The sequence below is a fragment of the Gordonia sp. NPDC003424 genome (genome assembly GCF_053588655.1).
In genome coordinates, this window is sequence record NZ_JBSFQJ010000011.1 from 118815 (window position 1) to 145576 (window position 26762).

General features: G+C 68.8%; 24 protein-coding genes. 19 read left to right on the forward strand and 5 right to left on the reverse strand.

All coding sequences use genetic code 11. The features are described from left to right. Window positions 1-31 precede the first annotated feature (31 nt). Genes ACWDTI_RS17180 through ACWDTI_RS17190 form a run of 3 tightly spaced genes read left to right on the forward strand, consistent with a single transcriptional unit; the run spans window position 32 to window position 3340 of the window. Window positions 32-658, forward strand: a complete 627-nt coding sequence (locus ACWDTI_RS17180; RefSeq protein ID WP_449739309.1) for a LuxR C-terminal-related transcriptional regulator — start codon at window positions 32-34, stop codon at window positions 656-658. Window position 659: 1 nt separating this feature from the next. Beyond that, window positions 660-1307, forward strand: coding sequence for a DUF4255 domain-containing protein (locus ACWDTI_RS17185; protein ID WP_449739310.1), 648 nt, complete (start codon window positions 660-662; stop codon window positions 1305-1307). Further along, window positions 1304-3340 (forward strand): ATP-binding protein, encoded by a 2037-nt coding sequence (locus ACWDTI_RS17190; protein ID WP_449739311.1) that lies wholly within the window; start codon window positions 1304-1306, stop codon window positions 3338-3340. The genes ACWDTI_RS17185 and ACWDTI_RS17190 overlap by 4 nt, the downstream gene beginning before the upstream one ends. On the opposite strand, the gene ACWDTI_RS17195 is transcribed toward ACWDTI_RS17190, so the two are convergent. Next, window positions 3311-5233, reverse strand: a complete 1923-nt coding sequence (locus tag ACWDTI_RS17195; protein WP_449739312.1) for a hypothetical protein — start codon at window positions 5231-5233, stop codon at window positions 3311-3313. The genes ACWDTI_RS17190 and ACWDTI_RS17195 overlap by 30 nt on opposite strands. 324 nt (window positions 5234-5557) lie before the next feature. Here ACWDTI_RS17195 and ACWDTI_RS17200 point away from each other — a divergent pair, with 324 nt between their 5' ends. From ACWDTI_RS17200 to ACWDTI_RS17260, 13 genes are all read left to right on the forward strand, one after another. Then, window positions 5558-7174, forward strand: coding sequence for a hypothetical protein (locus ACWDTI_RS17200; protein WP_449739313.1), 1617 nt, complete (start codon window positions 5558-5560; stop codon window positions 7172-7174). Window positions 7175-7305: 131 nt separating this feature from the next. Beyond that, complete coding sequence (locus ACWDTI_RS17205) at window positions 7306-8838, forward strand: phage tail sheath family protein (RefSeq protein WP_449739314.1); 1533 nt, start codon at window positions 7306-7308, stop codon at window positions 8836-8838. Window positions 8839-8876: 38 nt separating this feature from the next. Beyond that, window positions 8877-9329: a phage tail protein gene (locus tag ACWDTI_RS17210; RefSeq protein ID WP_449739315.1), complete on the forward strand. Its 453-nt coding sequence runs from the start codon at window positions 8877-8879 to the stop codon at window positions 9327-9329. Between the two features lie 73 nt (window positions 9330-9402). Further along, window positions 9403-9768, forward strand: coding sequence for a hypothetical protein (locus ACWDTI_RS17215; RefSeq protein WP_449739316.1), 366 nt, complete (start codon window positions 9403-9405; stop codon window positions 9766-9768). Then, window positions 9765-9911, forward strand: coding sequence for a DUF6760 family protein (locus ACWDTI_RS17220; protein WP_449739381.1), 147 nt, complete (start codon window positions 9765-9767; stop codon window positions 9909-9911). The genes ACWDTI_RS17215 and ACWDTI_RS17220 overlap by 4 nt, the downstream gene beginning before the upstream one ends. A gap of 25 nt (window positions 9912-9936) precedes the next feature. Then, window positions 9937-12531, forward strand: coding sequence for a hypothetical protein (locus ACWDTI_RS17225; RefSeq protein ID WP_449739317.1), 2595 nt, complete (start codon window positions 9937-9939; stop codon window positions 12529-12531). Between the two features lie 35 nt (window positions 12532-12566). Then, entirely contained in the window at window positions 12567-13007 is a 441-nt protein-coding gene (locus tag ACWDTI_RS17230; protein ID WP_449739318.1) for a phage tail protein, read from the forward strand. After that, window positions 13004-13768, forward strand: coding sequence for a CIS tube protein (locus ACWDTI_RS17235; protein ID WP_449739319.1), 765 nt, complete (start codon window positions 13004-13006; stop codon window positions 13766-13768). The genes ACWDTI_RS17230 and ACWDTI_RS17235 overlap by 4 nt, the downstream gene beginning before the upstream one ends. Before the next feature lie 4 nt (window positions 13769-13772). Continuing rightward, window positions 13773-15491, forward strand: coding sequence for a VgrG-related protein (locus ACWDTI_RS17240; protein ID WP_449739320.1), 1719 nt, complete (start codon window positions 13773-13775; stop codon window positions 15489-15491). Window positions 15492-15502: 11 nt separating this feature from the next. Then, complete coding sequence (locus ACWDTI_RS17245) at window positions 15503-15784, forward strand: PAAR domain-containing protein (protein ID WP_449739321.1); 282 nt, start codon at window positions 15503-15505, stop codon at window positions 15782-15784. Between the two features lie 16 nt (window positions 15785-15800). Next, window positions 15801-16271, forward strand: coding sequence for a GPW/gp25 family protein (locus tag ACWDTI_RS17250; RefSeq protein WP_449739322.1), 471 nt, complete (start codon window positions 15801-15803; stop codon window positions 16269-16271). 6 nt (window positions 16272-16277) lie between these two features. Then, window positions 16278-18215 carry a putative baseplate assembly protein gene (locus tag ACWDTI_RS17255; RefSeq protein WP_449739323.1) on the forward strand — a complete coding sequence of 646 codons (1938 nt, stop codon included), beginning with the start codon at window positions 16278-16280 and terminating at the stop codon, window positions 18213-18215. Beyond that, the gene (locus ACWDTI_RS17260; protein WP_449739324.1) at window positions 18216-18752 is read left to right on the forward strand and encodes a phage tail protein; all 537 of its coding nucleotides are present in this window, start codon (window positions 18216-18218) and stop codon (window positions 18750-18752) included. Window positions 18753-18763: 11 nt separating this feature from the next. Here ACWDTI_RS17260 and ACWDTI_RS17265 read toward each other — a convergent pair whose 3' ends face one another. Genes ACWDTI_RS17265 through ACWDTI_RS17280 form a run of 4 tightly spaced genes read right to left on the reverse strand, consistent with a single transcriptional unit; the run spans window position 18764 to window position 22609 of the window. Continuing rightward, a complete protein-coding gene (locus ACWDTI_RS17265; protein WP_449739325.1) occupies window positions 18764-19477 on the reverse strand; it encodes an FAD-binding oxidoreductase in 714 nt (237 codons plus the stop codon). A 1-nt stretch (window position 19478) separates the two neighbouring features. After that, on the reverse strand, window positions 19479-20075 hold the full coding sequence (locus tag ACWDTI_RS17270) for a sulfite oxidase-like oxidoreductase (protein WP_449739326.1): 597 nt from the start codon (window positions 20073-20075) through the stop codon (window positions 19479-19481). 3 nt (window positions 20076-20078) lie between these two features. Continuing rightward, the gene (locus tag ACWDTI_RS17275) at window positions 20079-21473 is read right to left on the reverse strand and encodes a mycothione reductase (protein ID WP_449739327.1); all 1395 of its coding nucleotides are present in this window, start codon (window positions 21471-21473) and stop codon (window positions 20079-20081) included. Next, window positions 21470-22609, reverse strand: a complete 1140-nt coding sequence (locus tag ACWDTI_RS17280) for an alpha/beta hydrolase (protein WP_449739328.1) — start codon at window positions 22607-22609, stop codon at window positions 21470-21472. Before ACWDTI_RS17280 ends, ACWDTI_RS17275 begins: the two co-directional genes overlap by 4 nt. A 125-nt stretch (window positions 22610-22734) precedes the next feature. Between ACWDTI_RS17280 and mqo the strand changes: the two genes are divergently transcribed. Genes mqo through ACWDTI_RS17295 form a run of 3 tightly spaced genes read left to right on the forward strand, consistent with a single transcriptional unit; the run spans window position 22735 to window position 26754 of the window. Beyond that, window positions 22735-24264, forward strand: a complete 1530-nt coding sequence (gene mqo / locus ACWDTI_RS17285) for a malate dehydrogenase (quinone) (RefSeq protein WP_449739329.1) — start codon at window positions 22735-22737, stop codon at window positions 24262-24264. Window positions 24265-24316: 52 nt separating this feature from the next. Then, window positions 24317-24808, forward strand: coding sequence for a GNAT family N-acetyltransferase (locus ACWDTI_RS17290; protein ID WP_449739330.1), 492 nt, complete (start codon window positions 24317-24319; stop codon window positions 24806-24808). Next, a complete protein-coding gene (locus ACWDTI_RS17295; protein ID WP_449739331.1) occupies window positions 24805-26754 on the forward strand; it encodes an AAA family ATPase in 1950 nt (649 codons plus the stop codon). The genes ACWDTI_RS17290 and ACWDTI_RS17295 overlap by 4 nt, the downstream gene beginning before the upstream one ends. Window positions 26755-26762 lie beyond the last annotated feature (8 nt).

Sequence of the window (26762 nt, forward strand, 5' to 3'; positions counted from 1 at the left end):
CAGGCATGAGAAACGTTGGGAGACAGTCATCATGCAACGCAAGATCGCCACCTACATATATTCGAACGATCCGGTCCTGCAGGCCGGGGTCACCAGTCAGTTGTCCATGCACCCGGAGATAAGGGTGGTCGGGGACGCCGCCATCGACACCGCCGAGGTGGCCGTGGTGGTGGCCGATCATCTCGACGACGCGGTGCGCTGCAATCTCAAAGCGTTGCAGCGCAACGGGGTTCCACGCACGATGCTGATCCTCGGCGATATCGACGAAGCCGTCGTCGTGGCTGCCGCCGAAGCCGGGGTCAGCGGCCTCGTCCGTCGGTGTGACGCGACGGCCGAAACCCTCGCCCGGCAGATCCGCAAGGTCGCCGACGGCGGCGGGGTCGTCCCGACCGACCTGGTCGGGAGTCTGCTGGGTCAGGTCGGGCGCCTCCAGCGGCAGGTCCTCTCACCCCGCGGAATCCACTTCTCCGGCCTCACCGACCGCGAGATCGACGTTCTCCGTTTGGTATCCGAGGGATTCGACACCGCCGGCATCGCCAAGCAACTGTCCTACAGCGAACGCACCGTGAAGAACATCCTGCACGACGTCACCACCAGATTGCAGCTGCGGAATCGGTCGCACGCGGTGGCCTACGCACTTCGCGAAGGGCTCATCTGACGTGATCGCCGACATCGATGCCGCGTTGCGGACGATCGTGACCGACGATGCACTGAGTGGTTCGGACGTCGACGTCGCCTTCGACGCACCCACCAAGGAGTGGGCGGCCAAACGGACCGGCCCCACGATCTGCGCCTACCTCTACGACATCCGCGAGGATGTCCGACGGCGGGAGAGCGGCTTCGTCAACGAGTACGACGGAGACCGAATCCGCTTCCGCCACCGTCCTCCTCGATACTTCCGGCTGTCGTATCTGGTCGCCGCCTGGACCCAGCGACCCGAGGACGAGCACGGCTTGTTGTCCCGTCTGCTGCAGAGTCTCGTCACCTACCAGGCCATTCCGCCGGAGCGGCTCGGCCCCGGTCTCCGGGATGTGGGTCTGCCCGTTCCGATGACCGTGGCGCTGCCGCCGGCCGAGGACCGTTCGTTCGCCGACGTCTGGAGTGCGCTCGGCGGTGAACTGAAACCGTCACTGGACGTGGTGGTCTCGGCGCCGCTGCCGGTCGCCCGGCCGATCCCGGTCGGTCCGCCCGTGCGGCGCCCGATGGTGGTCGCCACCCAGGACATGACCGGCGCAGCAGAAACACCGTTCGAGGTCCGGCGCGGACACCGGATCGAGGAGGACACCGCCGGCGAGGTGCGCTCATGACACCGAATCTCCGGTATCACCGTGCGCGGACGGAGTTGGTGGAGAGCCGGATTCGGGAGGTCGTGGCGCACCGTCGAAGTGTGGATCCGACGCCCGACGACCCGTTCCGGGGTCTGTACGTCGGCGAGGCGACGGTGGATTCGCTCCTGGCGCCGACCGCGGACCCGGCGGCGACTCCCGATGCGCGGCGAGGCGAGATCGAAGAGGCGGCAGACGCCGCGGAAGCGGACGGGGGAGAAATTCGCCTGCGCCGGTTGGCCCGGAGCGCGAGCCTGTCCGATCTCGACGTCGAGATCCTGGTGATCGCGATGCTGCCGGAGGTCGACGGACGATGGGAGCGGTTGTACGGCTACCTCAACGACGACGTCTCCCGACGTCGCGCGACGCCGGCCCTCGCGCTGGCCCTGGCCGGGATGTCGACCTGGGCGGCGGATGCCCGGGCGCGCATGGCGCCGACGGGCCCGCTGGTGGAGCTCGGGCTGGTGCGGATCGAGGACACCGACCGTCCGTTCCTCTCCCGCACCATCCGGGTGCCGGACCGGGTCGTCGACCATCTGCTCGGCGGAGACACCCCGCCCGCCGAGCTGGGCGACGCGCTGTCGTCCCCCGACGCGTATCCCGGCGAGACCGCGCACCGAGTTGCCGCGGCGTTCGCCAGTGGCTGTGGGCTCGTCCATATCCGCCAGCAGGACAACGGAATCGGCGTGGCCGCCGCGGTCGCCGCAATCGATTCCGTCGGACGGAGGCCGTTGGTGGTCGATGCGCGACGCATCGCCACGGACGCCACCGCACACATTCTCGGGGTGCTCCGACGCGAATCCGTGCTCACCGACGCGGTCGTCGTCGTCGAACACATCGATGCCCTGGATCTCGGCGTCGGCGGGGACCGTCTGTTCGACGGACCGCAGCCGGTGGTGACGACCGGTCATGCACTCTGGCAACCCGAGATCGCCGACCGCCTGCCGGTGCAGCTCGACGCCGTGCGGATGTCGGATCGGGAGCGGATCATCCTGTGGCGTGATCACCTCGGCGACCAGGGTCGCGCACTCGCGGCCGACGATGTCGCCGCAGTCACGTTGGCGCCGAGGCAGATCCGTCGTGCGGTTGAGACGGCCCGGGCCGCGGCCGCCGCCGAGGGGGCGGTGCTGTCCGCGGGTCACGTCCGCGACGGAGTGCGGATGCTCAACTCCGCCGGGCTGGAACGACTGGCGCGTCGGGTCACCCCACGCGTGAACTGGGCGGACCTGGTGCTGCCGTCATCCACCGTCGAGGTGCTCGCCGATCTGGCGGCCCGCGCACGGCATCGCGAGCAGGTGCTCGGGGAGTGGCGGATGCGGCGCGGTGGCGGCCGCGGACACGGCGTGATCGGGCTGTTCGCGGGGGAGTCGGGGACCGGGAAGACGATGGCCGCCGAGGTACTCGCCGGTGACCTGGGACTCGAGATGTACACCGTCAGCCTGTCATCGGTGGTGTCGAAGTGGGTGGGGGAGACGGAGAAGAACCTGGACCGGATCTTCGACGAGGCCGAGTTGGTGAACGCCGTTCTCGTGTTCGACGAGGCGGATGCGTTGTTCGGCAAGCGAAGCGAGGTGCGCGACGCGCACGATCGGTACGCGAATGTGGAGACCGCGTACCTTCTGCAACGGATGGAAGCCTTCGACGGACTGGCGATCCTGACGACGAACCTGCGCTCGAATCTGGACGAGGCGTTCACCCGTCGACTCGACGCCGTCGTCGAGTTCCCGCGGCCCGACGAGGCCGCCCGGCGAGACCTCTGGCACCGGTGCCTGGCGCCTCCCGTGCCGTGCGATCGCGACATCGACGTGGATCACTGCGCACGGACCTTCGTGCTGTCGGGCGGGAACATCCGGTCGGCCTCGGTCACCGCCGCCTACCGTGCGGCGGCGTCGGGCCGAATGATCACCACCGTGGATCTGATCCGCGGCGTCGAGCAGGAGTACCGCAAGCTGGGCCGACTGATCGGGACGGAGTTCGCGCCTCCCTCAACGCTTTCGGATGCACAGTCCGCCTAGGAAGCCGAGCGCTGCGCCCACGCCGACCATGATCGCGCCGTACATCGGCCCGCCGATCCCGACGTGATGGTTGACGACGAGAAACACCATGTACCCGACCAAGGCGGCCACCATCGCGAGCGCCGCGGTCTGCGTGGGCTTCCCGGTCTTGGCGAACACCCCGAGTGCCATCGCCCCGGCGAGCACCAGGATCGCCAGCCGGGCGGCGGGCTGGGTCTGGAACACCACCTTGTCGGCGTCCTCGGGCACCTGCGCACCGAGTTGCATCACGTAGTAGTCGAATTGCTTTGCCGTCCAGGGCTTGAAGGCGCCGATCGCGGCGAGGGCGGCGCCGAGGAGGGTGAGCACGACCCGCGCGATCGGCATCCAGTCGGATGTGCGTTGGGCGAAGCTGCCGTCGCAGGTCATGGTGGCGCGACCGTCGGTCGCCACGAACGAGATCGGACGTTCGCTGGTATCACCCGGATCGGGCGGATCGGCCGCGACCGTCGCCTCGGCCCACACGGACTGCCGGGGCGGTACGTCCACGGTGGGCGGGTTGATCGATATCCGAACGGCGGCTTCAGGATCGGAGGCCGCCAGGTGGACCTTGAGCCATCGGTCGGAGCCGGTGTTGTCGACGATCACCGCGGTCCGCCCACGCGACGAGTTTCGCACCGAGATCTTGCTGGGATGCAATCGCAGTGTGGCGGTGGTGATCGCGGGCGCCGACGACAACAGGGTCAGCGTCCCGCTCGCCTCGACCTCGTCGAGTTCGTCGGTGGCGATGATCGAGAACGGGTACGACACCTCGGCTCCCTCCGCGGGGCCGGCGGCCGCGACCGTGACCGGGAGGGCGGTGATCTGGCCCGCCGGAACGTGCACCTGCGAGGTGGGGAAGGTGAAGGTGACCCTGCCCTCCGGATCTCGTCCGCCGACGGTGAGCGTGCGGTCCTCGTTGCCGCGCCGGTTGTCCACGACGAAGGTCAGATCGGCCATGGTGAAGTCCTGGACCCGGCTGACGCTCGGCTCGAGGCGGAGCTTGATCGGTACGTGGGCCGGCGCCTCGGAGCGTGACTGGTTCACGGTCACCGAGGCCTCGGTCTTGTCGTCGCCGCTGTGTGCGACCACGGTGATCATCCGCGTGCACTCGTCGCCGAAACCTATGCCGGGACAACGGAATGTCATGGTCGCGGCGCTGGTTTCCCCCGCCGGGATGGTCGCCCGGTCCGGCGACATCGAGAACTGCACGACCCCTTCGGTGTCCGACGCCGACAACGACACCGGCTGCGGATAGTTGCTGGCCGAATTGTCCAGGGACAGTTGGACGGTGCCGTCCGTGGTGTCGGTCAGGCGGACCACGGTCGGGCGCGCGGTGATCGTGACCGGCGCGCCGATCCGGGGCACCGTCACCTCGATCTGGGCCGACGTCGTCTTGGCCGGGTCGGTGAGCGAGCGGACGAGGAGTTTCACCGCGGTCGTCCCCGCCGGCGGCAACGGGCCATCGGCGATCCCGACGGACAGGGTGATGGTCGAATCGGTCTTGGGGAGCAGGCGCAGCTCGTCGTGGTGCACGGTGAGCCAGGACGGGGCTTCCGGGATCTCCACGGCGTAGCCGTCGACGATGGACGAGGGATTGAGCATCAGCATCTCGACCGCGATCTGCGCGGCGGGATCGAGAGTGACTGCGGGATGGGTGATCTCGACGGTGGGTGCGATCACTTTGCCCATCTCCGCGGCGGTCGCCCGAGTCGGGGCGGTCGCCACGGTGGCCGAGGGCGAAGCCGACGGGGCGGTGCCGGGAGATGGCTGGGCGGCCGGCTTGGACCATGTCAGGTACGCGTCGCACTCGGTGCAGAACTGGGTTCCCGGCGGATTCGCGGCTCCGCAAGCCTCGCAGGTGATCTCGTTCATGTCCTGTCCTCGCCGGGCGTGACGTATGGGGCCGGGTGGCACTCTCGATGATTCCATCTGGTTGGCGGGCAATCGATTGTCGATCGGGTACGCACGATTGCCTCTTCGGGCACGGCGAGGACGGTTGGTGCCGAACTCAGGTCGACGAACCCTCGACCGCTGCCCGACCCCGGCGGGACCCCGCGATCGCCACGTGTCCGGCTGCTGCTTCCCGAAAGGGCGAGCGGTTTCTCGCTTCGTGCGACACATCGGGCACACAAGTCTGCACCCTGGTCTGCGCGGCAGTGCTCCCCGGTTCCACACGGCCGACGCGATACTGACCCGGTGATGCGTGAAACCGGCTCTCAGGCCGACGATATCGCCACGTCGATGGTCCCGCGACGGCCACCATCGAAGGCTGCCCTGTCAGCGGCCGGTTCTGTCGTCGGCCACCACCTGCCGTGGTCGGCCGGCAATCGTGCGATCGGTTCGTGGGTTGCCCAACGCACCGACCAGTCGACCGCCGCTGGGACGAGCCACCTGATCCGCTGGCCGGGAGACCCCGTCACCATGTCGTCGTTGCTCGCCGGTCCCGCGTCGCTCGGCGACTTCGGGCTGATCCGGTCATCCCTCGCGGGCCTCTGGGTGCGTGACATCGTGGACACCCTGAAGGTGATGCGGAGAGACATCACGTCGTACGGCGCGATCGTCGCCTCCGCGGAGTTCCGCGAGAACTCCCGACTGGTGGCCGCCGCGTCGGCCGTCACCGGCGAGTTTCGTGATGCCGCAGGACTTCCCGACGATCAGCGCATCGAACTCGCGGCCATGAACGATGTCGGCAGCTGGCCCGACATCCTCACACGTACGGCCAGCGGCCAGCAGTGGCACCCGCCGCTGGCCGCGCCGGAGCAGACACCCGCCGGTGTGAGTGTCGCGGACATGCGCGGTGACCCCCGCTACATCGCTGCGATGTACGACGCCGTCGCCCGGAACCGGGCGCTCGCGCGGGGCCATCTGTTGCGGACGGTGAAACCACGCCCACAAGATCATGTGCCGGGCGGGAAGATCTACGTGGGTCCATCACATGCGGCAGACCGTCCGGGCGGCCTCGACTCGCCCGACAACGCGCGCAAGCGCGTCAACGAAGCGATCTGGCATGAACTCGGTGTCGGCGAAGGCTCTCAGGCCTCGGTCAACACCTGGGATACCGCACGGTTCTCGTTCGGGCCGGGATTCGCGGCGACCGGACTGCTCACCCGGGTCATGGACAACCTCGCGAAGGCCGGCGCCTCGGTCACCGCGGTCCTGCGCGATGCCGGGGTCGCACTGGTCAGAGGCGAGTGGTGGGCCGTCGATCCGGCCACACGAAGCGTCAAGCGCGGCAAGGAAGCTCTCGAGGTGCTGGCCGCCGACATCGGATTGATCAACACGTTTCTCGACACCGCAGACGATCCGGTCATGCGAAAGCAGTGGATGGATGCGGAATGGCAGGCCCTCACCAGTGGGTCCGGCGCGGCGGCCGTGCCGCAGAACGTCGTCGACGGTTGGCCGATCGACCTGATCGTGTTCGTTGCCCACTGCGTCCACTGGGGCGGGAAGACCTGGACCGACTGGGGTCGCATGTCGGTACCCGAACTGTCGGAAGTGGTGCGGATCCAGGCCGGCTTTGTCGGCCGGGGACTGTCGGTGGGCCCGTTCCGACCGGGCCAGCAGGCCGCACCCGACGCGCGCGTGCTGACCTGGTTGTCGGCGCAGACCTTCTTCGGCTTCAGCGGTGGCCTGCTCGGCCGGACCGTGCTGTCGGGGGTGAAACCGCAGCCGCTGCCGGCGGATTGGCGTGAGGGGCACAACGGTGAGGTGGCAGTGCCGGCCACACCGAAATGCGACACGTTCTTCATCATCGGTCCAACGGGACCGGTGACCACCGTGGCTCCCACCACGGGACTGCCGCCACTGCAGTGATCGCGCGCACTGCAGACGTCGTTGCCCGAAAGGACTCCGACTTCTGCCCCGGTGACCGGCCGGATGCCCATACCCACCAACGAATCCGCCCGCGATGATCGACACATCCCATCGAGTCAGAGGAGCATCCCATGCCGTCGTATCTGTCACCCGGCGTCTACGTCGAAGAGGTGGACTCGGGCTCCCGCCCCATCGCCGGTGTCGGCACCGCGGTCGCGGCCTTCGTCGGTCTCGCCGAGAAGGGGCCGTTCGACCAGCCCACCCTGGTCACCAATTGGACCCAGTTCACCAACACGTTCGGGGGGTTCCTGGCGAACACGTCCCTCGCGCAGTCGGTGTTCGCCTACTTCCAGAACGGTGGCGGGAACTGCTACATCGTCCGCATCGGGCAGGGACCCGATCCCAGCACCAACGGCAGCGGCCCGCGGGAACTCGCCGCCGCCCCACCGCAAGCGGAGGTGGGTCCGGTGAAAGTCGTTGCCCTGGAGGCCTCCACGCCCGACCGCTCCCTGTCGGTGGACATCACCGAGGCCGACGAGGGTGCGCCCGACGGCAGCGTCAAGGTGGTGGTCAAGCGGGGCGACGAGGTGGTCGAGCAACACACCGGTCTGGCGACCGGACGCGGGCAGGCCAACGTCAAGACGGTGGTGAACGCGGAGTCGAAGCTCATCAAGATCGAGGCGATCACCGGCCACGCCAACGACGAGATCGTCAAGGGACAGTCGGGCACGCTGGTCGTGCCGCCGCCGGTCGCCGACATCCCGGCGACCATCTCGGCCAGCGATTACGTCGGAGATGTGGGAGCGCGCACCGGATTCTCGGGGCTCGAAGCCGTCGACGACATCACGATGATCGCCATCCCCGACCTGATGACCGCATATTCGCAGAAGACCATCGACCTCGACACGGTCAAGCGGGTGCAGCTCGCGATGATCGCCCACTGCGAGCTGATGGGCGATCGGATGGCCATTCTCGACACGCCACCGGGCCTCAACGCGCAGCAGGTCAAGGAATGGCGCACCGAGACAACGAACTACGACTCGAAGTACGCGGCGATGTACTGGCCGTGGGTCGGTCTCGGCAGGGGCGAGTACCTACCGCCGTCGGGATTCATGGCCGGCATCTGGGGCCGCAACGACGACACCCGTGGCGTGCACAAAGCACCGGCCAACGAGGTGGTCCGCGGTGCGGTGGAACTGGAGACCCAGATCACCCGCAACGAGCACGACCTGCTGAATCCGGCGGGCATCAACTGCATCCGCGCGTTCCCCGGCCGCGGCATCCGCGTGTGGGGTGCGCGCACCCTCTCCTCCGATCCGGCGTGGCGCTACCTCAACATCCGCCGCCTCTTCAACTATCTCGAGGAATCGATCCTGGACGGCACCAACTGGGTGGTCTTCGAGCCGAACGACCCGGCGCTGTGGGCCCGGCTGCGACGCACCATCAGCGCCTTCCTCACCAACGAATGGCGGCGCGGAGCGCTCTTCGGGACGACCCCCGACGAGGCGTTCTACGTGAAGTGCGACGAGGAAACGAACCCGGCCGAAGGCATCGATGCCGGTGAGGTGGTCTGCCAGATCGGTGTCGCACCGGTCAAGCCGGCCGAGTTCGTCATCTTCCGGCTGTCCCAGTACTCGGGTGGCTCCAGCGCCGTCGCCGAATGACCTCAGACCGCCCCAACCCGTGAAAGCGATGTGACACAATGGCACTCCCAGAATTCGACAGCAGCGTCGGCCACTCCTTCGGCCTGGAGTTCGACGGCATCCAGATCAAGTCCATCACCGAGGTGAACGGGCTCAAGATGGAGCAGGACGTCATCGAGTACAAGTCGAACACCGCGGCCGACGGCAAGTTTGCGATCAAGAAGCTCCCCGGCCGATGGAAGGCCGGCGAGGTGACGCTGACCCGACCGCTCACCGGCGACAACAGTTTCGACAAGTGGATCAAGGATTCGCAGCTCGGCAAGATGGCCGATGTGCGTAAGGGCGGCGCCATCGTCGTCTACGACTACGAGGGCAGCGCGGTCAAGCGGTACAAGGTCACCAACGCATGGCCGAAGAGCCTCGAGGTCAACACCATGAAGGCCGGCGACACCAGCGTCCTGACCGAGAAGCTCGTCCTCACCTACGAGCGCCTGGAGGTCGATAGTGCGTAGAACACACAACGGCGCAACGCTTCTCGACGACCGACCAACCGACGGGGTACCGGCGGAACCGCCCACCGAGACGATGCGTACGGAATTCGACTTCGTGCTCCCGCGCGGCTACGTCGACGGGGCCGGCGCGGTGCACCGTCAGGGCACGATGCGATTGGCCACTGCCCGAGACGAATTGGTGTCCCAGCGCGACGACCGGGTCCGGGAGAACCCCGGCTACCTGTCGGTCGTTCTCATCAGCCGGGTGGTCACCCGTCTCGGTGACCTCGACGGCGTCCACGCCGGCACCATCGAGAACCTCTTCGCCTCCGATCTGGCGTTCCTGCAGGACATGTACCGCCGCGTCAACCAGGACGGCCACACCCGCGCCGGCGTGATCTGCCCGCACTGCAACGGCGAGTTCGCCGTCGACCTGTCGGGTGGGCGCCTGGGGGAATAGCGACGTACGAGGTCGACCGGCTCTACCGCGAGATCTCGTACGTGGCCATGAACTTTCACTGGGGCCGCGACGACCTCCTCGACCTCGAGCATGCGGAACGGCTCCGCTACGTCGCGCTCATCAACGAACTGACCGACCCGTGACACCGGAGCGAAAGGAGACGATCGGATGCGATGGCGTTGGCCCCTCACACGCCGCCGCGACGACGTGAGCACCACGCCGGCGCCATCGGGTCTCGCACCGGCGGCGGTGCCCACGCCTCCCGGGCAGTGGGCGACACCGCCGGCGGTCGCGCCGGTGCAACTCCTGATCGACGGACCGGTGGCCACCACCGACCGCATGCGATCGGCGCTCACCACCGGCGCGAACCCGGTGGTGATGCGATCGCTCGCCTCCACCGTCGCCGCCCACGACGATCCGAGAACCCTGGCGGACTCGTCGATCCTGCACGTGGGCAACACAATCCAACGGTGGTCAGGGGCTCCCGTGGTGAACACGGTGGCGCCGCCGGATGCCGGGGCGCCGCGCACGCCGGTGTTGCCCGTGCTGGGCCCGTCCATCGAGGACCACGACAGTCCACCCCTGCTGCAACGGGCACTTGACATCTCGACCGACCCGCCGCCGCCCGCCACCGTCGGTCGGCTGCTCGATCCGCCACCGGCACCACCCGTGCTCACCGCGACGTCGCCCGCCCCGCCGTCGGCGACGCCGATCTTGGCGTCCGCACGAGCATCGACACCCGCACCGTCGCAACGACACATCCAGCGGCTGACGACGCCGGCCGATGCCGCGCCGGCCGACTCCGCTGCGCCGAGTGTCCCGCAGCAACAGGCGGATTCGTCGACGACGGCCATCGAACCGACCTCGTCCGCCATGACAGCGACCGAGTCGATGCTCGCCACCGCGCCGGCCGCGACGACGATCGACACCCCGTCACCGTCGGCGATCCCACCGAGATCATCCGCTCCCGGTTCGACACTGAACTCCCTACCGGCGCAACGAGTCGCTGCGCCGTCCGGCCGGCCAGTCCAGGCCGACACCGGAACGCACACGTCCCCTGCGCACGTCACGGCCCAACGGGTCGCCCCTCAGACGGTGCCGGTCTCGCGGCGTCTCCCAGATCTTCCCCGCGAGCCGGCACCTTTCACACCGCCGACCGATTCGCAGTCTCTGGTCACGACACCCACTCGGGTGTCGCTGTCTCGTCTGACAGAGCTGCCGACGGTGACGCCGATGGATGATGCCCGACAGGCGATTCCGTCGATCGGTGTAGGCCATCCAGATGATGGCGGCACCCAGCAGTCCACGGCAGCGGCGGTGCAGACGGTGACCGCTCCGGCCGAGCCGGCATCCGCAACCAGTCGTCCATTGCCAGAGCTTTTCTCGCAGCCGACGGCGCAGCGTTCGACAGGGCAGCGTTCGATGGTGCAGCGTCCGACGGTGCAGAGCTCGGCAGGGGAGCGTTCGGCAGGGGAGCGGTCGACGGTACAGCGGTCGACGGTGCAAAGGTCGACGGCACCACATTCGACCGCGCAGCACTCGACAGCGCAAGGCTCGGCGGCGCAGTATTCGGCGGCGCAGTATTCGACAGCGCAGCATTCGACGGCGGAGAGCGCGACGGTGCTGTCCTCGACAGTGCAGCGTTCGACGGCACCGCACTCAACGGCGCCGCACCTGACGGTGCAGCCTTCGACGGCACCACCCTCGACGCCGTTACAGCGCGCAGCCGAAGAGGGTTCGGCGACAACGGGATCGGCGACACCGGGATCGGCTGCGTATGAATCGGCCACAGCCACAACGACCAACACGCCGAGTTCGACAACGCTTGTCTCGATCGCCCGCGAACCGCTCGCACCGCATGCCCCGACTCACGGCCCGGTCGCTCAGCGTTCGGTGTCACAGCACGCCGTGGTTCAGCCGGACCCACCGGCGACCCACGCACCGGCAAGCCGGCCGCCGGCGGCCTCGATTCCGACTGTCGCCAGGGTGCCCGCAACCGGTCTCGCGCCGGGATCGACGGCGTCGCCGCCACCGGTCGCGCGCGTAGTCGTCGGCAGACCGATTGCGGCACAACGTATCAACGATGAGGGATACCCGCCCTCGACTCAAACCGGGTCGCCGTCGGTGGTCACCTCGCCACCACCGATGAGCTTCGCCGAGATGTTCGCGGCACCGGTCGGCACGCATCCACCTCGAACCGTCCAGCGGTCGACGGCACCCGCCGGAACGCATGTCGGATCGGCGCAGGTCGCCTCGGAGCCGTCGGCCGGGGAGACCGCGGTGCCGATGCCGGTGCAACGCCTGGGATTACCCGTCGAGGCCCCGCACCTCCCGAGCGTCCCGAGCGTTCCGCACCTCCCGAGTGTGCCGAGCGTTCCGCACCTCCCGAGTGTGCCGAGCGTTCCGCACATCCCGAGTGTGCCGAGTGTCCCGCACATCCCGAGTGTGCCGAGCGTCCCGCACCTCCCGAGCGTCCCGGACATCCCGACGCCCGACAGCGTCGGTGGTGCTGCCGAATCGGCGGCACACCAGGCCGTCGCCGCCGCCCACGATGCGGCCGCCCCCGTCGTCAACGCGATCGACGCCGTGGCGCACCCACCGGCACCGGGCGGCGGCGCAGCGTCGAGCGGCGCGCATGACGCCGCCCCCGCGTACGGCGATCTCGAAGAACTGGCCCGCCGACTCTACGAGCCGCTCTCCGCACGGCTGCGCGCTGAACTCTGGCTCGATCGCGAACGCGCCGGAATCCTCACCGACCACTGACCGATGCACCCGTCCACGCACAGAAGGGAACCGCGATGACCACCGACGACCCCGCGGTCAGCGTCTGTTTCTCCGTCACGGTGGATTCCGCGCCGCTCGGCGACTTCCTCAGTTGCGAGGGCCTCGGACTCGAGATCGTGATGGAACAGCGGGAAGAGGGCGGCAACAACGGCATGGTGTGGCAGCTGCCGAGCCGGGTGAAGTTCTCCACCGTCAAACTCACGCGCCCGGTCTGCGGCGACAGCTACAAACTCGCCGAGTGGGTCAGCGCGGTCATCGGCGGGTACACCCCGACGACCGCCAAGATCGCCGCCAAGAACGGCAACGGCGACACGGTGGCCGAATGGTCGCTGCAGGGAGTGCTGCCGGTCCGGTGGACGGGACCGTCGCTGAACCTGGAGTCGCCGAAGGTGGCCACCGAGACGGTCGAACTGATCCACCACGGCATTCGTGGCAGCGCGGGCGGTCGGTCATGAGCGCGGTGGCGTTGTCCGCGCAGTCCGCCGGCTCGTCGACGGGCAGCGCCGAGCAGGTGGTGCACGCCGAACTCGAACTGTTCGAGGCCACCAAGGCGCCGGGCGGTGCCAAACCCGGTGGCCAGCTCGGATCGATTGCCTTCCAGTTCAATCCGCGTGAGGTGACGATGACCAAAGCGGCGAAATGGGAAAGCAAACCAGCAAAGAACGCCGCGAAGGCCGGGGCCGCCGAGTTCATGGGTGCGCAACCGTGCACCCTGTCGCTCGAGATGTTCCTGGACGCCACCGCGAAGCACGACAGCGCGGTGGTCAAGGGCGTCGACCGGTTGATGTCATGTTGCGTACCAACCCAATCCACCACGGGCACACCAAAGGCCATGCCGCCGTTGGTGGTGTTCAAGTGGGGTGGCCTCACCAGCTTTCCGGGCTTCATCACCAAGGTCACCGCGAAGTTCACCCTCTTCGCCGCCGACGGCACACCGTTGCGGGCCACCTGCAACGTCGACATCGAGGAGATGCCGGGGGGCAAGGGCGGACAGAACCCGACCTCGCGCGCCGCGTCGGCCCGGCGCATGCATGTGCTCCTCGCCGGCGAATCCCTGGCCACGCTTGCGCATCGCGAATACGGCAATCCCGTGCACTGGCGTGCCATCGCGCAGTTCAACGGGATCGACGACCCGATGCGCATCCCGGCCGGGACGGTCATCCGCCTGCCCGGAATCGACGACATCCACGCCGAGACCTCGGTGGCAGGACGGTGAGACCATGCCGACAACCGCAGGCCTGACCATCACGGCCGCCGGCCGCGCCATCCCGGACACCGTTGCCCTGCAACTGGTGTCGGCACACGTCGACACCCACACCGGACTTCCGGACAGCTTCACCCTCCGCTTCCGCGACAACGCGCGGCAGGTGCTCGGCGACGGTGGCCTGCGCGTCGGAGGACCGATCACCATCGCCGTCACCACCCACGCGCGCCCGGCGCCCGTCACGCTTCTCGACGGCGAGATCACCGCCATCGAAGCCGAGTTCTCACCCACCGGCACATTCACCACGGTCCGCGGATACGACCAGTCGCACAGGCTGTTCCGGGGCCGTCACACCGCGTCCTACACACAGGTCACCGCGTCGGACGCGGCCACGCAGTGCGCGCGTCGGGCGGGTCTGACGCCCGGGCACATCGAATCATCGGCCACCGTGTACGACCACATCTCCCAACGCGGCCAAACGGATTGGGAGTTCCTCTCCGCGCTGGCCCGCGGCATCGGCTACCACGTCTCGGTGCACGACGGGGCGCTGGACTTCGCGCCGCCGACCGCCGCCCAGAGCGGACCCGCCGACGATCCGCAGAACCCTCTGGTGCTCGAGTTCGGCACCGACATCGTCCGGCTGCGCAGCACGATCACCGCGGCCGAACAGGTCGGCAAGGTCGAGGTCCGCGGATGGGACACCGCCACCAAGCAGCCGATCGTGGGCACCGCCGAGCCCGCCACCTCCGCCGCGCAGACCGCGGGCGTCGATCCCGCGCAGCTCGCGCAGACCTTCGGCGACCGCACCCACGTCGTCGGTGATCACGGTGTGCGTTCCCAGTCGGAGGCCGACGCCGCCGCCCGCGCCCGATCATCGGCCATCGCCGGTGGATACGCGGAGATCGATGCGATGTGCACCGGCAACCCGGTGCTGCGCGCCGGTGTCGCGGTCACCCTCACCAAGCTCGGAGAGCCGTTCGACGGCAAGTTCGTCCTCACCTCCGCCCGCCACATCTACGACGCGACAACGGGATACACCACCGCGATCGGGGTGTCCGCGGCCCACGACCGAAGCCTGCTCGGCCTGACCTCGGGCGGTCGGCCGGCGGGGGCCGGTCGGCCGGCGGGTGGTGTCGTCCTCGGGCAGGTCACCGACGTTCACGACCCGGAGAACCAAGGACGCGTGAAACTCTCGTTCCCCCAACTGTCCGCCGACTACGTCAGCGGCTGGGCGCGCACGGTTCACCCGGGGGCCGGCAAGGACCGTGGGGCGCTCATCCTGCCGGAGGTCGGCGACGAGGTCCTCGTCGCCTTCGAACAGGGCGACGGTGACCACCCGTACGTCCTCGGCGGGCTCTTCAACGGCGTCGACACGCCGGATGCCAAGGGACTCGAGATCGTCGACGGCGGTTCCGGAGCGATCAACCGCCGATCGATCGTGTCCCGTCGCGGGCATCGGCTCGACCTCAACGACCAGGACGGCCGCACCGAAGGCGTCGTGATCGCCACCGGCGACGACGCCCTGAGCATCACCCTCGACGCGGTCGGGCGCAGCGTCGATGTCCACAGCACGGGGAAGGTGTCGATCACCGCCGCCAACGGCATCACCGTCGACGCCGGCACCGGCCCACTGGCGCTGCGTGGCGCACGGGTCACGGTGGACGCCACCTCGACCGCCGAACTGACCGCCAACGGGCCACTCACCGTGTCGGGCACCCCGATCAAACTCAACTGAGGAGTCGCGACATGCCACCAGCCGCACGGGTCGGCGACCCGACCGCACACCCCGGCGTCATCGGTCCGCCGGGAGTACCGACCGTACTGATCGGTGGCATGCCGGCGGCCACCGTCGGCACTCCGCACATCTGCTCGTTCCCGCCGCCGGCGGTGCACCCGCCGACCGTCATCGTCCCGCCGGGCTGCCCGACGGTGCTGATCGGCGGGATGCCCGCCGCCCGGGTGGGCGACATGTCCGCATGCGGCGCACCGATCGTCGCCGGTGCACCCACCGTGCTCATCGGATCGTGAAGGGAGCCAGGCCATCATGGAATCGTCGTACACGCCACCGGACTTCATCGGGCGCGGCTGGGCGTTCCCCCTCGCCAGCGATCCGACGGGTGCGTTCGCGCTCGCCGGCGGCGACGTCGACGTCGCGCAGGCCATCGAGATCATTCTTCGCACCTCACCCGGCGAGCGGCCGATGCGCCCCGAATTCGGTTGCCGCATCAATGATCATGTGTTCGCGCCGGCGACGGCGGCGACCGCCTCGGCGATCGCCCGGGACGTTCGCGAGGCGCTGGAGGACTGGGAGCCGCGCATCGACGTCGACGACATCCTGGTGGATTTCGAGGCGGCCGACGCGGGCACGTTCCACATCGACGTCCGCTATCGCATCCACGGCCGCAACGACATCCGCAATCTCGTCTTCCCGTTCTACGTCATCCCCGACGAACCCGACGAGGAGGGCACCACGACCCGCTCCGCGTCGCAGATCACCCGAACCGAAGGCAGGTGAGTACCGATGCTGCCCACACCGAACCTCGACGACCGAGGATTTCAGCAACTCGTCGACGACGCCCGGCGACTGGTGCGTGAGCGATTCCCGCAGTGGAGCGATCACAACATCTCCGATCCCGGCATCACCCTGATCGAGGCCGTCGCGACCATGGTCGACCAGTTGATCTACCGACTCAACCGTGTGCCCGACCGCCACTACCTCAAGTTCCTGGAGTTGCTCGGCCTCGAGATGCGCCCCGCGGCCAGCGCGCGCACCCGCGTGACGTTCTGGTTGTCGGCGCCGCAACCGCAGACCGTCGAGGTCCGCGCCGACTCGGAGGTGAGCACGGTACGCACGGATGTCTCCGAACCGGTGGTGTTCTCGACGGAACGAGATCTCTCGATCATCCCGTGCCGGAGCGAACGGGTCTTCGCCGCACCCGCCTCCACCGACCCGCGGGACCGGACCATCTCGCTCGGGCGCGGCGGCTTCGATTGCTTCGGCGAGAAACCGTTGCCCGGGGATGCGCTGCTCGTCGAACTATCGAATCCGGTGCCGTCGTGTGCGGTGTTGCTGCGCATGACCTGTCGGGTGTCCGGGGTCGGCGTGGATCCGCGTCGACCGCCGTTGCTGTGGGAGGCGCTCACCGAGAGTGGCTGGGTCGCCTGCGATCTCGACCGTGACGACACCGGCGGATTCAACGAACCGGGCGACGTCGTGGTGCACGTCCCGGACGGTCACACCACCGCGGTCGTCGCCGGCAACCGCGGTGCATGGTTGCGATGCCGGGTGGTGGAGGCCTTGCCAAATCAGGCGACCTACTCGCGATCTCCGCACATCGAGGCGTTCACCGCCCAGACCATCGGCGGCACGGTGGCCGCGGCGCACTCGCAGGTGGTCAGCGGCGAGGTCCTGGGCATCTCCGATGGCGCTGTCGCCCAGCGTTTTCCGCTTCGCCAGCTGCCTGTCGTGCCTTCTGCCGACCTGACGGTGTCGGTCAGCGACGAGGCGACGTCGACGACGTGGAGTGCGGTCGCCGACTTCGCGGAATGCGCCGCCGGCGACGAGGTCTTCCACCTCGATGCCGTGTCCGGTGAGATCGCCTTCGGGCCGGCCGTCCGGGAGTCCGACGGCACGATCCGCTGCTTCGGGGCGGTGCCGCCCAAGGGGTCGGTCATCGGTGTCGACCGCTACCGCATCGGCGGAGGCGCCATCGGGAATGTCGGTATCGGTCAGCTGCGCGTGCTCAAGACCAGCGTCCCGTTCGTCTCGCGCGTCGAGAACCGGGTGGCGGCCGTCGGTGGCGCCGACGCGGAGACCGTCGACGAACTCAAGCTCCGGGGACCGATGGTCCTGCGTTCGCGCGGACGGGCGGTGACCGCCGAGGACTTCGAGGAGCTGACCCGTCAGGCCGCGCCGGAGATCGCGCGCGTCGGGTGCCTCCCGGCCGACGACGACGCGCCAGGGGTCGTGCGCCTGCTGCTCATCCCGCACGTCGCGGCCGACCGGGCCGGTCAGATCCGGCGCGAAGACCTCACACCGCAGACGCAGACCCTGGAGACGATCCGCGGCTACCTCGACGAGCGTCGCCTCGTCGGGACCCGGCTGATCGTCGAACCACCCGAATACGTCTCCGTCACCGTGGTGGCCGGCGTGTCGGCCGCACCCGGATTCGACAAGGCGGTCGTCCAGGCGTCGGTTCTCGACGGCCTGCATCGATTCCTCCACCCGGTCACCGGCGGCCCGGCCGGTGCCGGCTGGCCGCTCGGGCGACCGCTCGGCGTCCCCGACATCACCGCGCTGCTCGCGGCGATACCGGGCGTGGACCTGGGCCAGGAGGTCATGGTGCAACTGTTCGCGGTCAGCCCGGCCACCGGACGACGAGGTCCCGCCGCCGACCGCCTGACGCTGCCCGCGAACGGATTGTTCCTGACCCATCAGCATCAGGTGCGGGTGATCTGAATGCGCGGCGACATACCCGGGGTGGCGAGTCCACGACCGATCGGCGCCACGCTGCCGTCGATCTACCTCGACGACGACGTCGCGCAAGGCCTGTGCCACTCGTTCGACGACATGCTCGCGCCGGTCTTCCTGGTGCTGGATTCGTTTCCGGCATACCTCGATCCGGCCACCGCCCCCGACGACACCCTGTCCTGGCTGGCAGGCTGGATCGGTCTGGTCCTCGAGGGCCACGAGGCCCCGGCCCGCAAGCGTGAACTGATCGCCGCCGGCGCTGAGTTGCTGCGGTGGCGGGGGACACCACGCGGGATGCGTGACGCGGTGACCGCCGCATTCGGTGTGGAACCGGACATCACCGAGAGCGGTGGGGTCAGCACCTCGCCGGAGCCCGGCCGGGTCTCCGACGCGCCTGCCGTGCAGGTGACCGTCACCCTGCGCGTGCCCGACCCGGATGCCGTTGACCGGCAACGGCTCGACGCCGTCGTCGCGCAGTGCAAGCCGGCGCACGTTCCGCATCGCGTGGAGATTCTCGCAGGCTGATCGGTATCGAATCAGCCGAAGCGTTCGGTACGCACCCGGTCCGGTGCGTGCCCGGCGGCGATCATCGCGGCCGCGCAGTGCTCCACGAAGCGGTTCGGACCGCAGATGTAGACCGTCGGATCGCGGTGCGCCGCAAGGGACAACCGGGCGATCTCGTCGTCGGAGAGCCGGCCCGGTGGCCGGGTGCCGCCCGGCGGCGCCTCGCGGGTGTAGGCCAGATGCGTGGGCAGCCGATGACGCTCGGCGACCTGGCGCAGATCGTCGGCGAACAGCAGACGGTCCGGGGACCGCAGCGAGTAGATCAACGAGAACGGCGTGGTGGGTGAGGTGATCTCGCGAGTGCGGATCATCGACATGAGCGGGACCAGTCCGGACCCGCCGCCGATCAACTGCACCGGGCGCGGATCGGTTGCGTCCCAGGTGAACCACCCGCCGTGCGGGCGGCTCACCTCCAGCGGATCGCCCACCTCGACGACATCGACCAGATACGGGGAGACCTCGCCGTCGAGGGCGCGCTCCACCGTCACCTCGAAGGTGCGGGTCTCCCGGACGTCCGACAGCGAGTACGTGCGAGCGGTGGAGTACCCGTCCTCGGCGGTCAGGCGGATGTCGACGTGTTGTCCGGGGACCGCCGAAACACGTTCCGGCAGTGCGAGACGCAGCGAATGCGCGGTCGCGGTGTGGCGGACCACCGAGACCACTGTCGTCACGAGCCAGTCGGTCACCTCACGAGTATCGCTGCTCGGTCCACGGGTCGCCGTGCATGTGGTAACCGCGGGTCTCCCAGAATCCCGGCACGTCCTCCGACATGAACCGCAGCCGCCGAATCCACTTGGCGCTCTTCCAGAAATAGAGGTGCGGCACGAACAGCCGGGCCGGGCCACCGTGTTCGGCGGCCAGCGGTTCGCCGTCGTAGGTGTCGACGATCCATCCGCGGCCGTCGACGAGATCGGCGACGGCGAGGTTGGTGGTGTAGCCGCCGTGGCAATGCGCCATCACATGGGTGTCCGCCGGCCACGGCAACACGCCCAGCAGGGTGTCGAAAGACACTCCACGCCAACGGGTCTCGAACTTCGACCATCTCGTGACGCAGTGGATGTCGGTGACCACCTCGGCGTGCGGGAGTGCCGCGAAGTCGTCCCAGGAGAGCGTGTGCGCCCGATGATCCGACGACTGCATCGTCAGCCGCCACGTCTCGAGCCCGATCGTCGGGGTCGCCTCGGCCGACAGGACCGGGAAATCGAAGGTACGGTACTGACCCGGCGGCAACCGCCCGGCATCGCGATCCCGGCGCCCGACGAAACCGCGATTGACGATGGCCATCCGTCAGATCTCCAGCCCCAGCAGGGCATTCTCCAGCACTTCCGGCATCGCCGGATGAATCCAGTACTGCCCGCGAGCCATGTCCGGGACGGTCAGCCCGAAGGACATCGCCTGGATGACCGGCTGGATCACCGTGGGCGCCTGCGGTCCCATGATGTGGCAGCCGAGGATCCGTCCGGTGCCCCGTTCGGCGATGATCTTGCAGAAGCCGGTGGTGTCCTCCATCGCCCAGCCGTAGGCCACGTCACCGTAGTCCTGCACCTTCACCGTGATGTCGAGGCCCTGCGCGTAGGCCTCCCTTTCGGTGAGCCCGACATTGGCGATCTGCGGATGGGTGAACACCGCCGCCGGCACGAACCGGTGATCGAACGCGTCGAGGTCGTCTGCGTCCCAACCCTTCAGCAGGTTCGCCTGGACGACGCGCTCCTCGTGGTTGGCGACGTGTTTGAGCTGATAGGGCGAACTGACGTCACCCAGCGCCCACACGTTGCGGGCATCGGTACGACCGTGCGAGTCCACCACCACCCGCCCCTCGTCGTCGAGGCGCACGCCGATCGAGTCCGGGTTCAGCCGATCGCCGTTCGGCCGCCGGCCCGTCGCGACGAGCAGCACATCACCCTCGAGATGATCGCCGCCCGTCAGGCTGACGCGGATTCCACCACCGGCGAGGTTGCACGCGCCGGTGACCGGCGACGACGAGTGCACGTCCCACGATTTGCGCGCCACCTCGGTGAACCGCACCGCGATCTCGTCGTCGAGCCGGCGCAGCAGCCGCGGTCCGCGCGCCACGATCGACACGTCGCTGCCCAGCGACCCGAACACGTGCGCGAATTCCGCTGCGATATAACCGCTTCCGACGATCACCAGACGCTGCGGGAGTTCCGGCAGGCGCATCACGTCGTCGTTGGTGTAGTACCGGACACCGGACTCGGCGATGACCGACGGGATGGTGGCCCGCGACCCGGCGGCGATCACGACGTTCGACGCCTCGACCACCGCATCCGCGGTCACCAGGCGATAGCGGCCGTCGTCGGTGGTGCCGTCGAACTCGACGTGCTGCGCGTAGACCGTGACATTGTCACAGCGATCGACGCGATACTCCTTGCCGCCCTCCGAGATCGGATCGATCCGGCCGAACACCCGATCGACGATCGACGGCCAGTCCACCGACTCGACCCGGGCGTGTACGCCGAGCCGCGCACCCTCGCGCGCGATGTCGGCGACCTCCGCGGCGTAGACGAACATCTTCGTCGGAATGCATCCGACGTTCAGACAGGTACCGCCGTAGACGCCTTCCTCGAAGATGGCGATCGAGACGTCGTCGAACCGTTCGTCGGGGATGGAGTTGCCGCTGCCCGATCCGATGATCGCGAGATCGACCCGCTGCGTCGTGGTCATGCGGACACCCCGGTGTCGGCGACGGTCGGTCTCAGCACGCTGCCCAACCAGTTCTCGACCTCCCGGTAGGCCCGCTCGCGCGCCGCCTTCACCGAGAGGAACACGTCGTGGCGCGCGTCGGTGATCGGCACACAGGTGACCCGGTCGCCGAGGCAACCGGACCAGCGCGCGATCTGGCGGACGTCGAGCACCACGTCGGAGTTGTCCAGCGACGAGGGATAGCCCTCGTCGAACACCGTCTTGTCCGACCGCAGCACCAGCGACGGCACCCCGACATCGATGCCGCGATGCAGTCTCGTATGGCCGGCGCGTACCGCGCGGAGGAATCCGAACGTCACCGGGAAACCGCCCATCGGTTTGAGGGACAACTCGTAGGCCCACTCGCCGTTGCCGCTCTCATGGATGCTCTGTCCGTAGCCCTCGGACAGTTCCTGCGGGATCACCGTCCGCGGGCGGATCGCCGCACCGGCACGCAGCACCAGCGACACCGGCGCCGACCGCAGTACGGGGCGGCCCTGCAGGTCGAACCACGGGCTGTTGAGCAGCAACCCGGCGACCTGCGCGTGCCGACGCGCGTCGGCGGTGCGCAACCGGTCCAGCCACAGCGGCGTGATCAGTCCTCCCGTCGAATGCGCCGCCACCAGCACCGGACCCCCGGTCTCGGCGACGACGAGGTCGAGGGCCTTGCCGAGCTCCTCGTCGTAGTCACGAAGGTCGGTCACGAAGTGGGCGGTGTGATGCGCGGCGTAGGAGCGCCCGCACTTGCGCAGGTCCAACGCATAGAACGCGTAACCGTGGGCGTGGAAGAAGTCGGCGAGTGGCTCGTGGAAGAAATAGTCGGTGAATCCGTGCACGTAGAGCACCGCGCGGGGTACACGTGGCCCGCTCGCTGCGCTCCCGGCGCCGCCCTCCGTCGGTTCCGGACCCGACTTACGCACGAGAGTCGCGGTGATCGGGTCCTCGCCGTCGGGATCTTCGCCCAGTGGGATCGTGCGCACCTCGTAGCGGTCGAGCAGATGGTCGGGCTGCCAGGAATCGGCTTGGGTCACGAGAACCACTCTAGGGCGTGCCCGAGAGAACGCCGACCGACGTGAAGACGACGAGAATCCGACCGAGAAGTGTCGTTCATCCCACATTTGCCGTAGGCGATTCTTTCGCAGGCGGCCAGATGGGGAACAATGGCCGGTGACAGGGACGACGGACAGGGCCGACCTCGTCTGCCGCGTCGATCGTCCACCTCGGCTGACATGGGAGATACCAGGTGTCTCAATCGGTGATCAAGACGGACGTCGCACTTGTCGGCGCGGGAATCATGAGTGCGACCCTCGGCACGTTGCTGCGCCGTCTGCAGCCGGACTGGTCGATCAGCCTGTTCGAACGGCTCGATGCCGCCGCCGCCGAGAGCAGCGATCCGTGGAACAACGCCGGTACCGGACACTCGGCATTGTGCGAGCTCAACTACACCCCGAAGACCGCCGACGGTGACGTCAACATCGACAAGGCGATCAACATCAACGAGCAGTTCCAGGTGTCGCGGCAGTTCTGGGCGAACTCGGTCGACTCCGGGATTCTGGGGGACCCCAGCGAGTTCATCAACCCGATCCCGCACGTCGCGTTCACCCACGGCGCCGCCGGCGTCGAGTACCTGCGCACGCGGTACGACCGGCTCGCCGGCCAGGTGCTGTTCGAGGGCATGGAGTTCATCGACGACGCGGAGACCTTCGCCGAGCGGCTCCCGCTCATGTCGACAGGACGCGACTTCGCCGATCCGGTCTCGCTCAACTGGTTCACCGAGGGCACCGACGTCGACTTCGGCGCCCTGACCCAACAGCTCCTCAACTTCGTCAGCCGCACCGGTGCCGACATCTACTTCGGGCATCAGGTGACCAACCTCTCCAAGCAGTCCGACGGCAGCTGGATGATGAAGGTGCGTAACGAGCGCACCCGGCGGACCGTGTCCGTGCACGCGAAGTTCGTCTTCGTGGGTGCCGGCGGCGGGGCCCTGCATCTGCTGCAGAAATCCGGGATCAAAGAGGCCAAGGGCTTCGGCGGGTTCCCGGTGTCGGGCGAGTTCTTCCGTTGCACCAACCCCGACCTGATCGGGGAGCATCACGCCAAGGTGTACGGTCAGGCCGCCGTCGGCGCACCGCCGATGTCGGTGCCGCACCTCGACACCCGCGTCATCAACCACAAGCCCGGTCTGCTGTTCGGGCCGTACGCCGGGTGGTCGCCCAAGTTCCTCAAGTTCGGCAGCGCCGCCGACCTGCCCAGCACCATCAAGCCCGGCAACCTGCTGCCGATGCTGTCGATCGCACCGCAGGAATTCGGCCTGCTCAAGTACCTGATCAGCGAGCTCGCCGCCAGCCGCGCCGACCGCGTCGACACCCTCTCGGAGTTCGTGCCGCGCGCCGACGGCGGCGACTGGGAACTCATCACCGCAGGTCAGCGCGTGCAGGTGATCCGCAAGACCGGTGTCGGCGGGACGCTCGAGTTCGGTACCGCGGTCGTCGCGGCCGGTGACGGCACCATTGCCGGACTGCTGGGCGCATCGCCCGGAGCCTCCACCGCGGTGCCCGCGATGCTGCAGGTGCTCGAGAAGTGCTTCCCGAACGAGTACAGCGGCTGGACGTCGGCGTTGACCGAGATGATCCCGTCGTTCGGGCAGAAGCTCAACGACAACCGCGACCTGTTCCGGCAGGTGTGGGACTGGACCAATTCGAGCCTGCAACTCAAGCGCGGCACCGTCGCGCAGCAGGCCGCGACCGATCGCGTCCCGGCTCCCGCGGTCTGACGCACGACCCTCCGGTGGTGTCCGACAGCGCGACTGTGGTAGTCACAACACCATGACCGCAGGGCACACACCGGGTGGCGAACAACTGCATCACAGTCGTTCGGTCGACCTCGACGCAGCGACCCTGTACCGGATTCTGCGGCTGCGCGTCGACGTGTTCGTCGTCGAGCAGGCGTGTCCGTATCCGGAACTCGACGGCCGGGATCTCGAACCCCAGACGCGGCAGTACTGGATCGACGATGCCGACGACCGGGTGCTCGCCACGCTGCGGGTGCTCGTCGACCCGCCCGCCGGCGACGGCAGTCCGCTGTTCCGCATCGGTCGTGTCTGCACCGAACGCTCCCGGCGTGGCCAGGGACTCACCGCCCGGTTGATGACCGCGGCCCTCGCGGAGATCGGGTCGGCCCCGTGTGTCATCGAGGCGCAGGCCTACCTCAAGGAGATGTACGGCAAGTTCGGATTCGTGCCCGACGGCGAGGAGTACCTCGAGGACGGCATCCCGCACGTGACGATGCGCCGCGACCCCCAGGGGGCCCCGGCGTGACACGGTCGGCAGTGTCGGGCGCCCGGCCGGAACCGGTTCGCTACCCGTTCAGCGCCGTCGTCGGCCAGGAACGCCTCAAACTCGCGTTGATCCTCTCGGCGATCGCCCCCGGAATCGGCGGTGTGCTCATCCGCGGGGAGAAGGGGACCGCGAAGTCGACCATCGTCCGCGGCCTCGGACCGCTGCTCGGGGAGGGCGCCCGGGTGGTCGAGCTGCCCATCGGGGCGACCGAGGACCGGGTGATCGGGTCGCTCGACCTGACGACCGTCCTGTCGGAGGGGCGCGCCGAGTTCACCCCCGGCCTGCTCGCCCGCGCCGACGGCGGCGTCCTCTACATCGACGAGGTCAACCTGCTCGCCGACCACCTCGTCGACGTGCTGCTCGACGCCGCCGCGAGCGGACGGGTGACCATCGAACGAGATGGCGTGTCGCACACCCAATCCGCCGACTTCGTGCTCGTCGGGACGATGAACCCGGAAGAAGGAGAGTTGCGCCCGCAACTCCTCGACCGATTCGGTCTCGCCGTCGACGTCGCCGCCGGCCGCGACATCGACGAACGCGTCGCGATCATCGCCCGCCGCATGGAGTTCGACGCCGACCCACCGGGTTTCGCCGCGCGTCATGCGGCCGACGAAGCCGATCTGGCCCACCGGATCAGCGCCGCCCGGGCGGCCATGCCCACGGTGAGGGTGCCGGCCACCGAACTGCGCCGCGTCGCGGCCATCTGTGCGCATCTCGAGGTGGACGGACTGCGCGGCGACATCGTGGTTGCGCGCACCGCGGCCGCGCATGCCGCGTGGCGCGGCGTCGGCGAGGTCGCCGAGGAGGATGTGCGGATCGCCGCCGAGCTGGCCCTGCCGCACCGTCGTCGCCGTCAGCCGTTCGACGAATCCGGTTTGAGTTCAACGCAACTCGACGAAGCCATGGACGCCGGCCGTGACGCCGCGGACACCGGACCCGGGCCGGAACCCACCGACCCCGATCCCACCGATCCCGATCCGACCGACCCCGGCCCGGGCGACGGGGGATCGCCGCCCGACGGCGGCGCGACGCCGGAATCATCCACCGCCGCAACGGAAGCGAACGCTGCGGCCGAACCGGCCGACGTCGACCCGGCTACGTCGGACGCGGTGTCGGGGGCGATGTTCGGCACCCCGCCCACGTCGTCGGCGGTGCGCCGGATGCGTCCGCTGCGGGTCGACGGTGTCGGCGACGGCGACCCCGGACGCCGCTCACGGGCGCGGTCGCGACGCGGACACACCACGCATGCGGTCGAATTCCACTCCGGCCGACCCGTCCACCTGTTCGGCACCGTCCTGTCGGCCGCCGAACGCCGGCCCGCGACGGGCACCGTCCGGGTGACCGCCGACGATCTGCGCGCCGCCGCCCGAATCGGGCAGGAGGGAAACCTCGTCGTGTTCCTCGTCGACCTGTCCGGATCGATGACCGCCCGCCGCCGCCTGTCCGCGGTCAGCGAACTGTGCGTCGCCCTGCTGCGCGACTCCTACACCCGCCGCGATCGGGTGGCGGTCGTCGTCGCCCGCGGGTCGCAGGCGACCGTCGCGGTCCCGCCCACCAAATCCGTCGACATCGCCGTGCGGCGCCTCGCCGACGTCCGCACCGGTGGCCGGACACCACTGGCCGAAGGACTCCACACCGCCGCCGACCTCATCGAGCGCGCGCTGCGCCGCGAACCCGACCGCCGGCCGCTCCTGGTGGTCCTGACCGACGGCCGCGCCACCGCCGGTGCCGACGCCGCCGGCCGGGCGCGCGCGGCGGCCGCCGACATCGGTCGCCGCGGCACCGACGCCGTCGTCGTCGACTGTGAGCAAGGCATGATCCGGCTGGGCCTGGCCGCCGAGCTGGCCGGGGCCCTGCGCGCACCGTGTCTGCCGATGGACGAACTCACCCTCGGTGCACTCACCGGTCGAGGCCGAGCGGCCTGACGTCCGGA

Bases quoted from the DNA above. Each gene is read 5' to 3' on its own strand.
- ACWDTI_RS17180 (WP_449739309.1), top strand. From the start codon at position 32: ATGCAACGCAAGATCGCCACCTACATATATTCGAACGATCCGGTCCTG.
- ACWDTI_RS17190 (WP_449739311.1), top strand. From the start codon at position 1,304: ATGACACCGAATCTCCGGTATCACCGTGCGCGGACGGAGTTGGTGGAG.
- ACWDTI_RS17195 (WP_449739312.1), bottom strand. From the start codon at position 5,233: ATGAACGAGATCACCTGCGAGGCTTGCGGAGCCGCGAATCCGCCGGGA.
- ACWDTI_RS17205 (WP_449739314.1), top strand. From the start codon at position 7,306: ATGCCGTCGTATCTGTCACCCGGCGTCTACGTCGAAGAGGTGGACTCG.
- ACWDTI_RS17210 (WP_449739315.1), top strand. From the start codon at position 8,877: ATGGCACTCCCAGAATTCGACAGCAGCGTCGGCCACTCCTTCGGCCTG.
- ACWDTI_RS17215 (WP_449739316.1), top strand. From the start codon at position 9,403: ATGCGTACGGAATTCGACTTCGTGCTCCCGCGCGGCTACGTCGACGGG.
- ACWDTI_RS17225 (WP_449739317.1), top strand. From the start codon at position 9,937: ATGCGATGGCGTTGGCCCCTCACACGCCGCCGCGACGACGTGAGCACC.
- ACWDTI_RS17230 (WP_449739318.1), top strand. From the start codon at position 12,567: ATGACCACCGACGACCCCGCGGTCAGCGTCTGTTTCTCCGTCACGGTG.
- ACWDTI_RS17235 (WP_449739319.1), top strand. From the start codon at position 13,004: ATGAGCGCGGTGGCGTTGTCCGCGCAGTCCGCCGGCTCGTCGACGGGC.
- ACWDTI_RS17240 (WP_449739320.1), top strand. From the start codon at position 13,773: ATGCCGACAACCGCAGGCCTGACCATCACGGCCGCCGGCCGCGCCATC.
- ACWDTI_RS17245 (WP_449739321.1), top strand. From the start codon at position 15,503: ATGCCACCAGCCGCACGGGTCGGCGACCCGACCGCACACCCCGGCGTC.
- ACWDTI_RS17250 (WP_449739322.1), top strand. From the start codon at position 15,801: ATGGAATCGTCGTACACGCCACCGGACTTCATCGGGCGCGGCTGGGCG.
- ACWDTI_RS17255 (WP_449739323.1), top strand. From the start codon at position 16,278: ATGCTGCCCACACCGAACCTCGACGACCGAGGATTTCAGCAACTCGTC.
- ACWDTI_RS17260 (WP_449739324.1), top strand. From the start codon at position 18,216: ATGCGCGGCGACATACCCGGGGTGGCGAGTCCACGACCGATCGGCGCC.
- ACWDTI_RS17270 (WP_449739326.1), bottom strand. From the start codon at position 20,075: ATGGCCATCGTCAATCGCGGTTTCGTCGGGCGCCGGGATCGCGATGCC.
- ACWDTI_RS17275 (WP_449739327.1), bottom strand. From the start codon at position 21,473: ATGACCACGACGCAGCGGGTCGATCTCGCGATCATCGGATCGGGCAGC.
- ACWDTI_RS17280 (WP_449739328.1), bottom strand. From the start codon at position 22,609: ATGTGGGATGAACGACACTTCTCGGTCGGATTCTCGTCGTCTTCACGT.
- ACWDTI_RS17290 (WP_449739330.1), top strand. From the start codon at position 24,317: ATGACCGCAGGGCACACACCGGGTGGCGAACAACTGCATCACAGTCGT.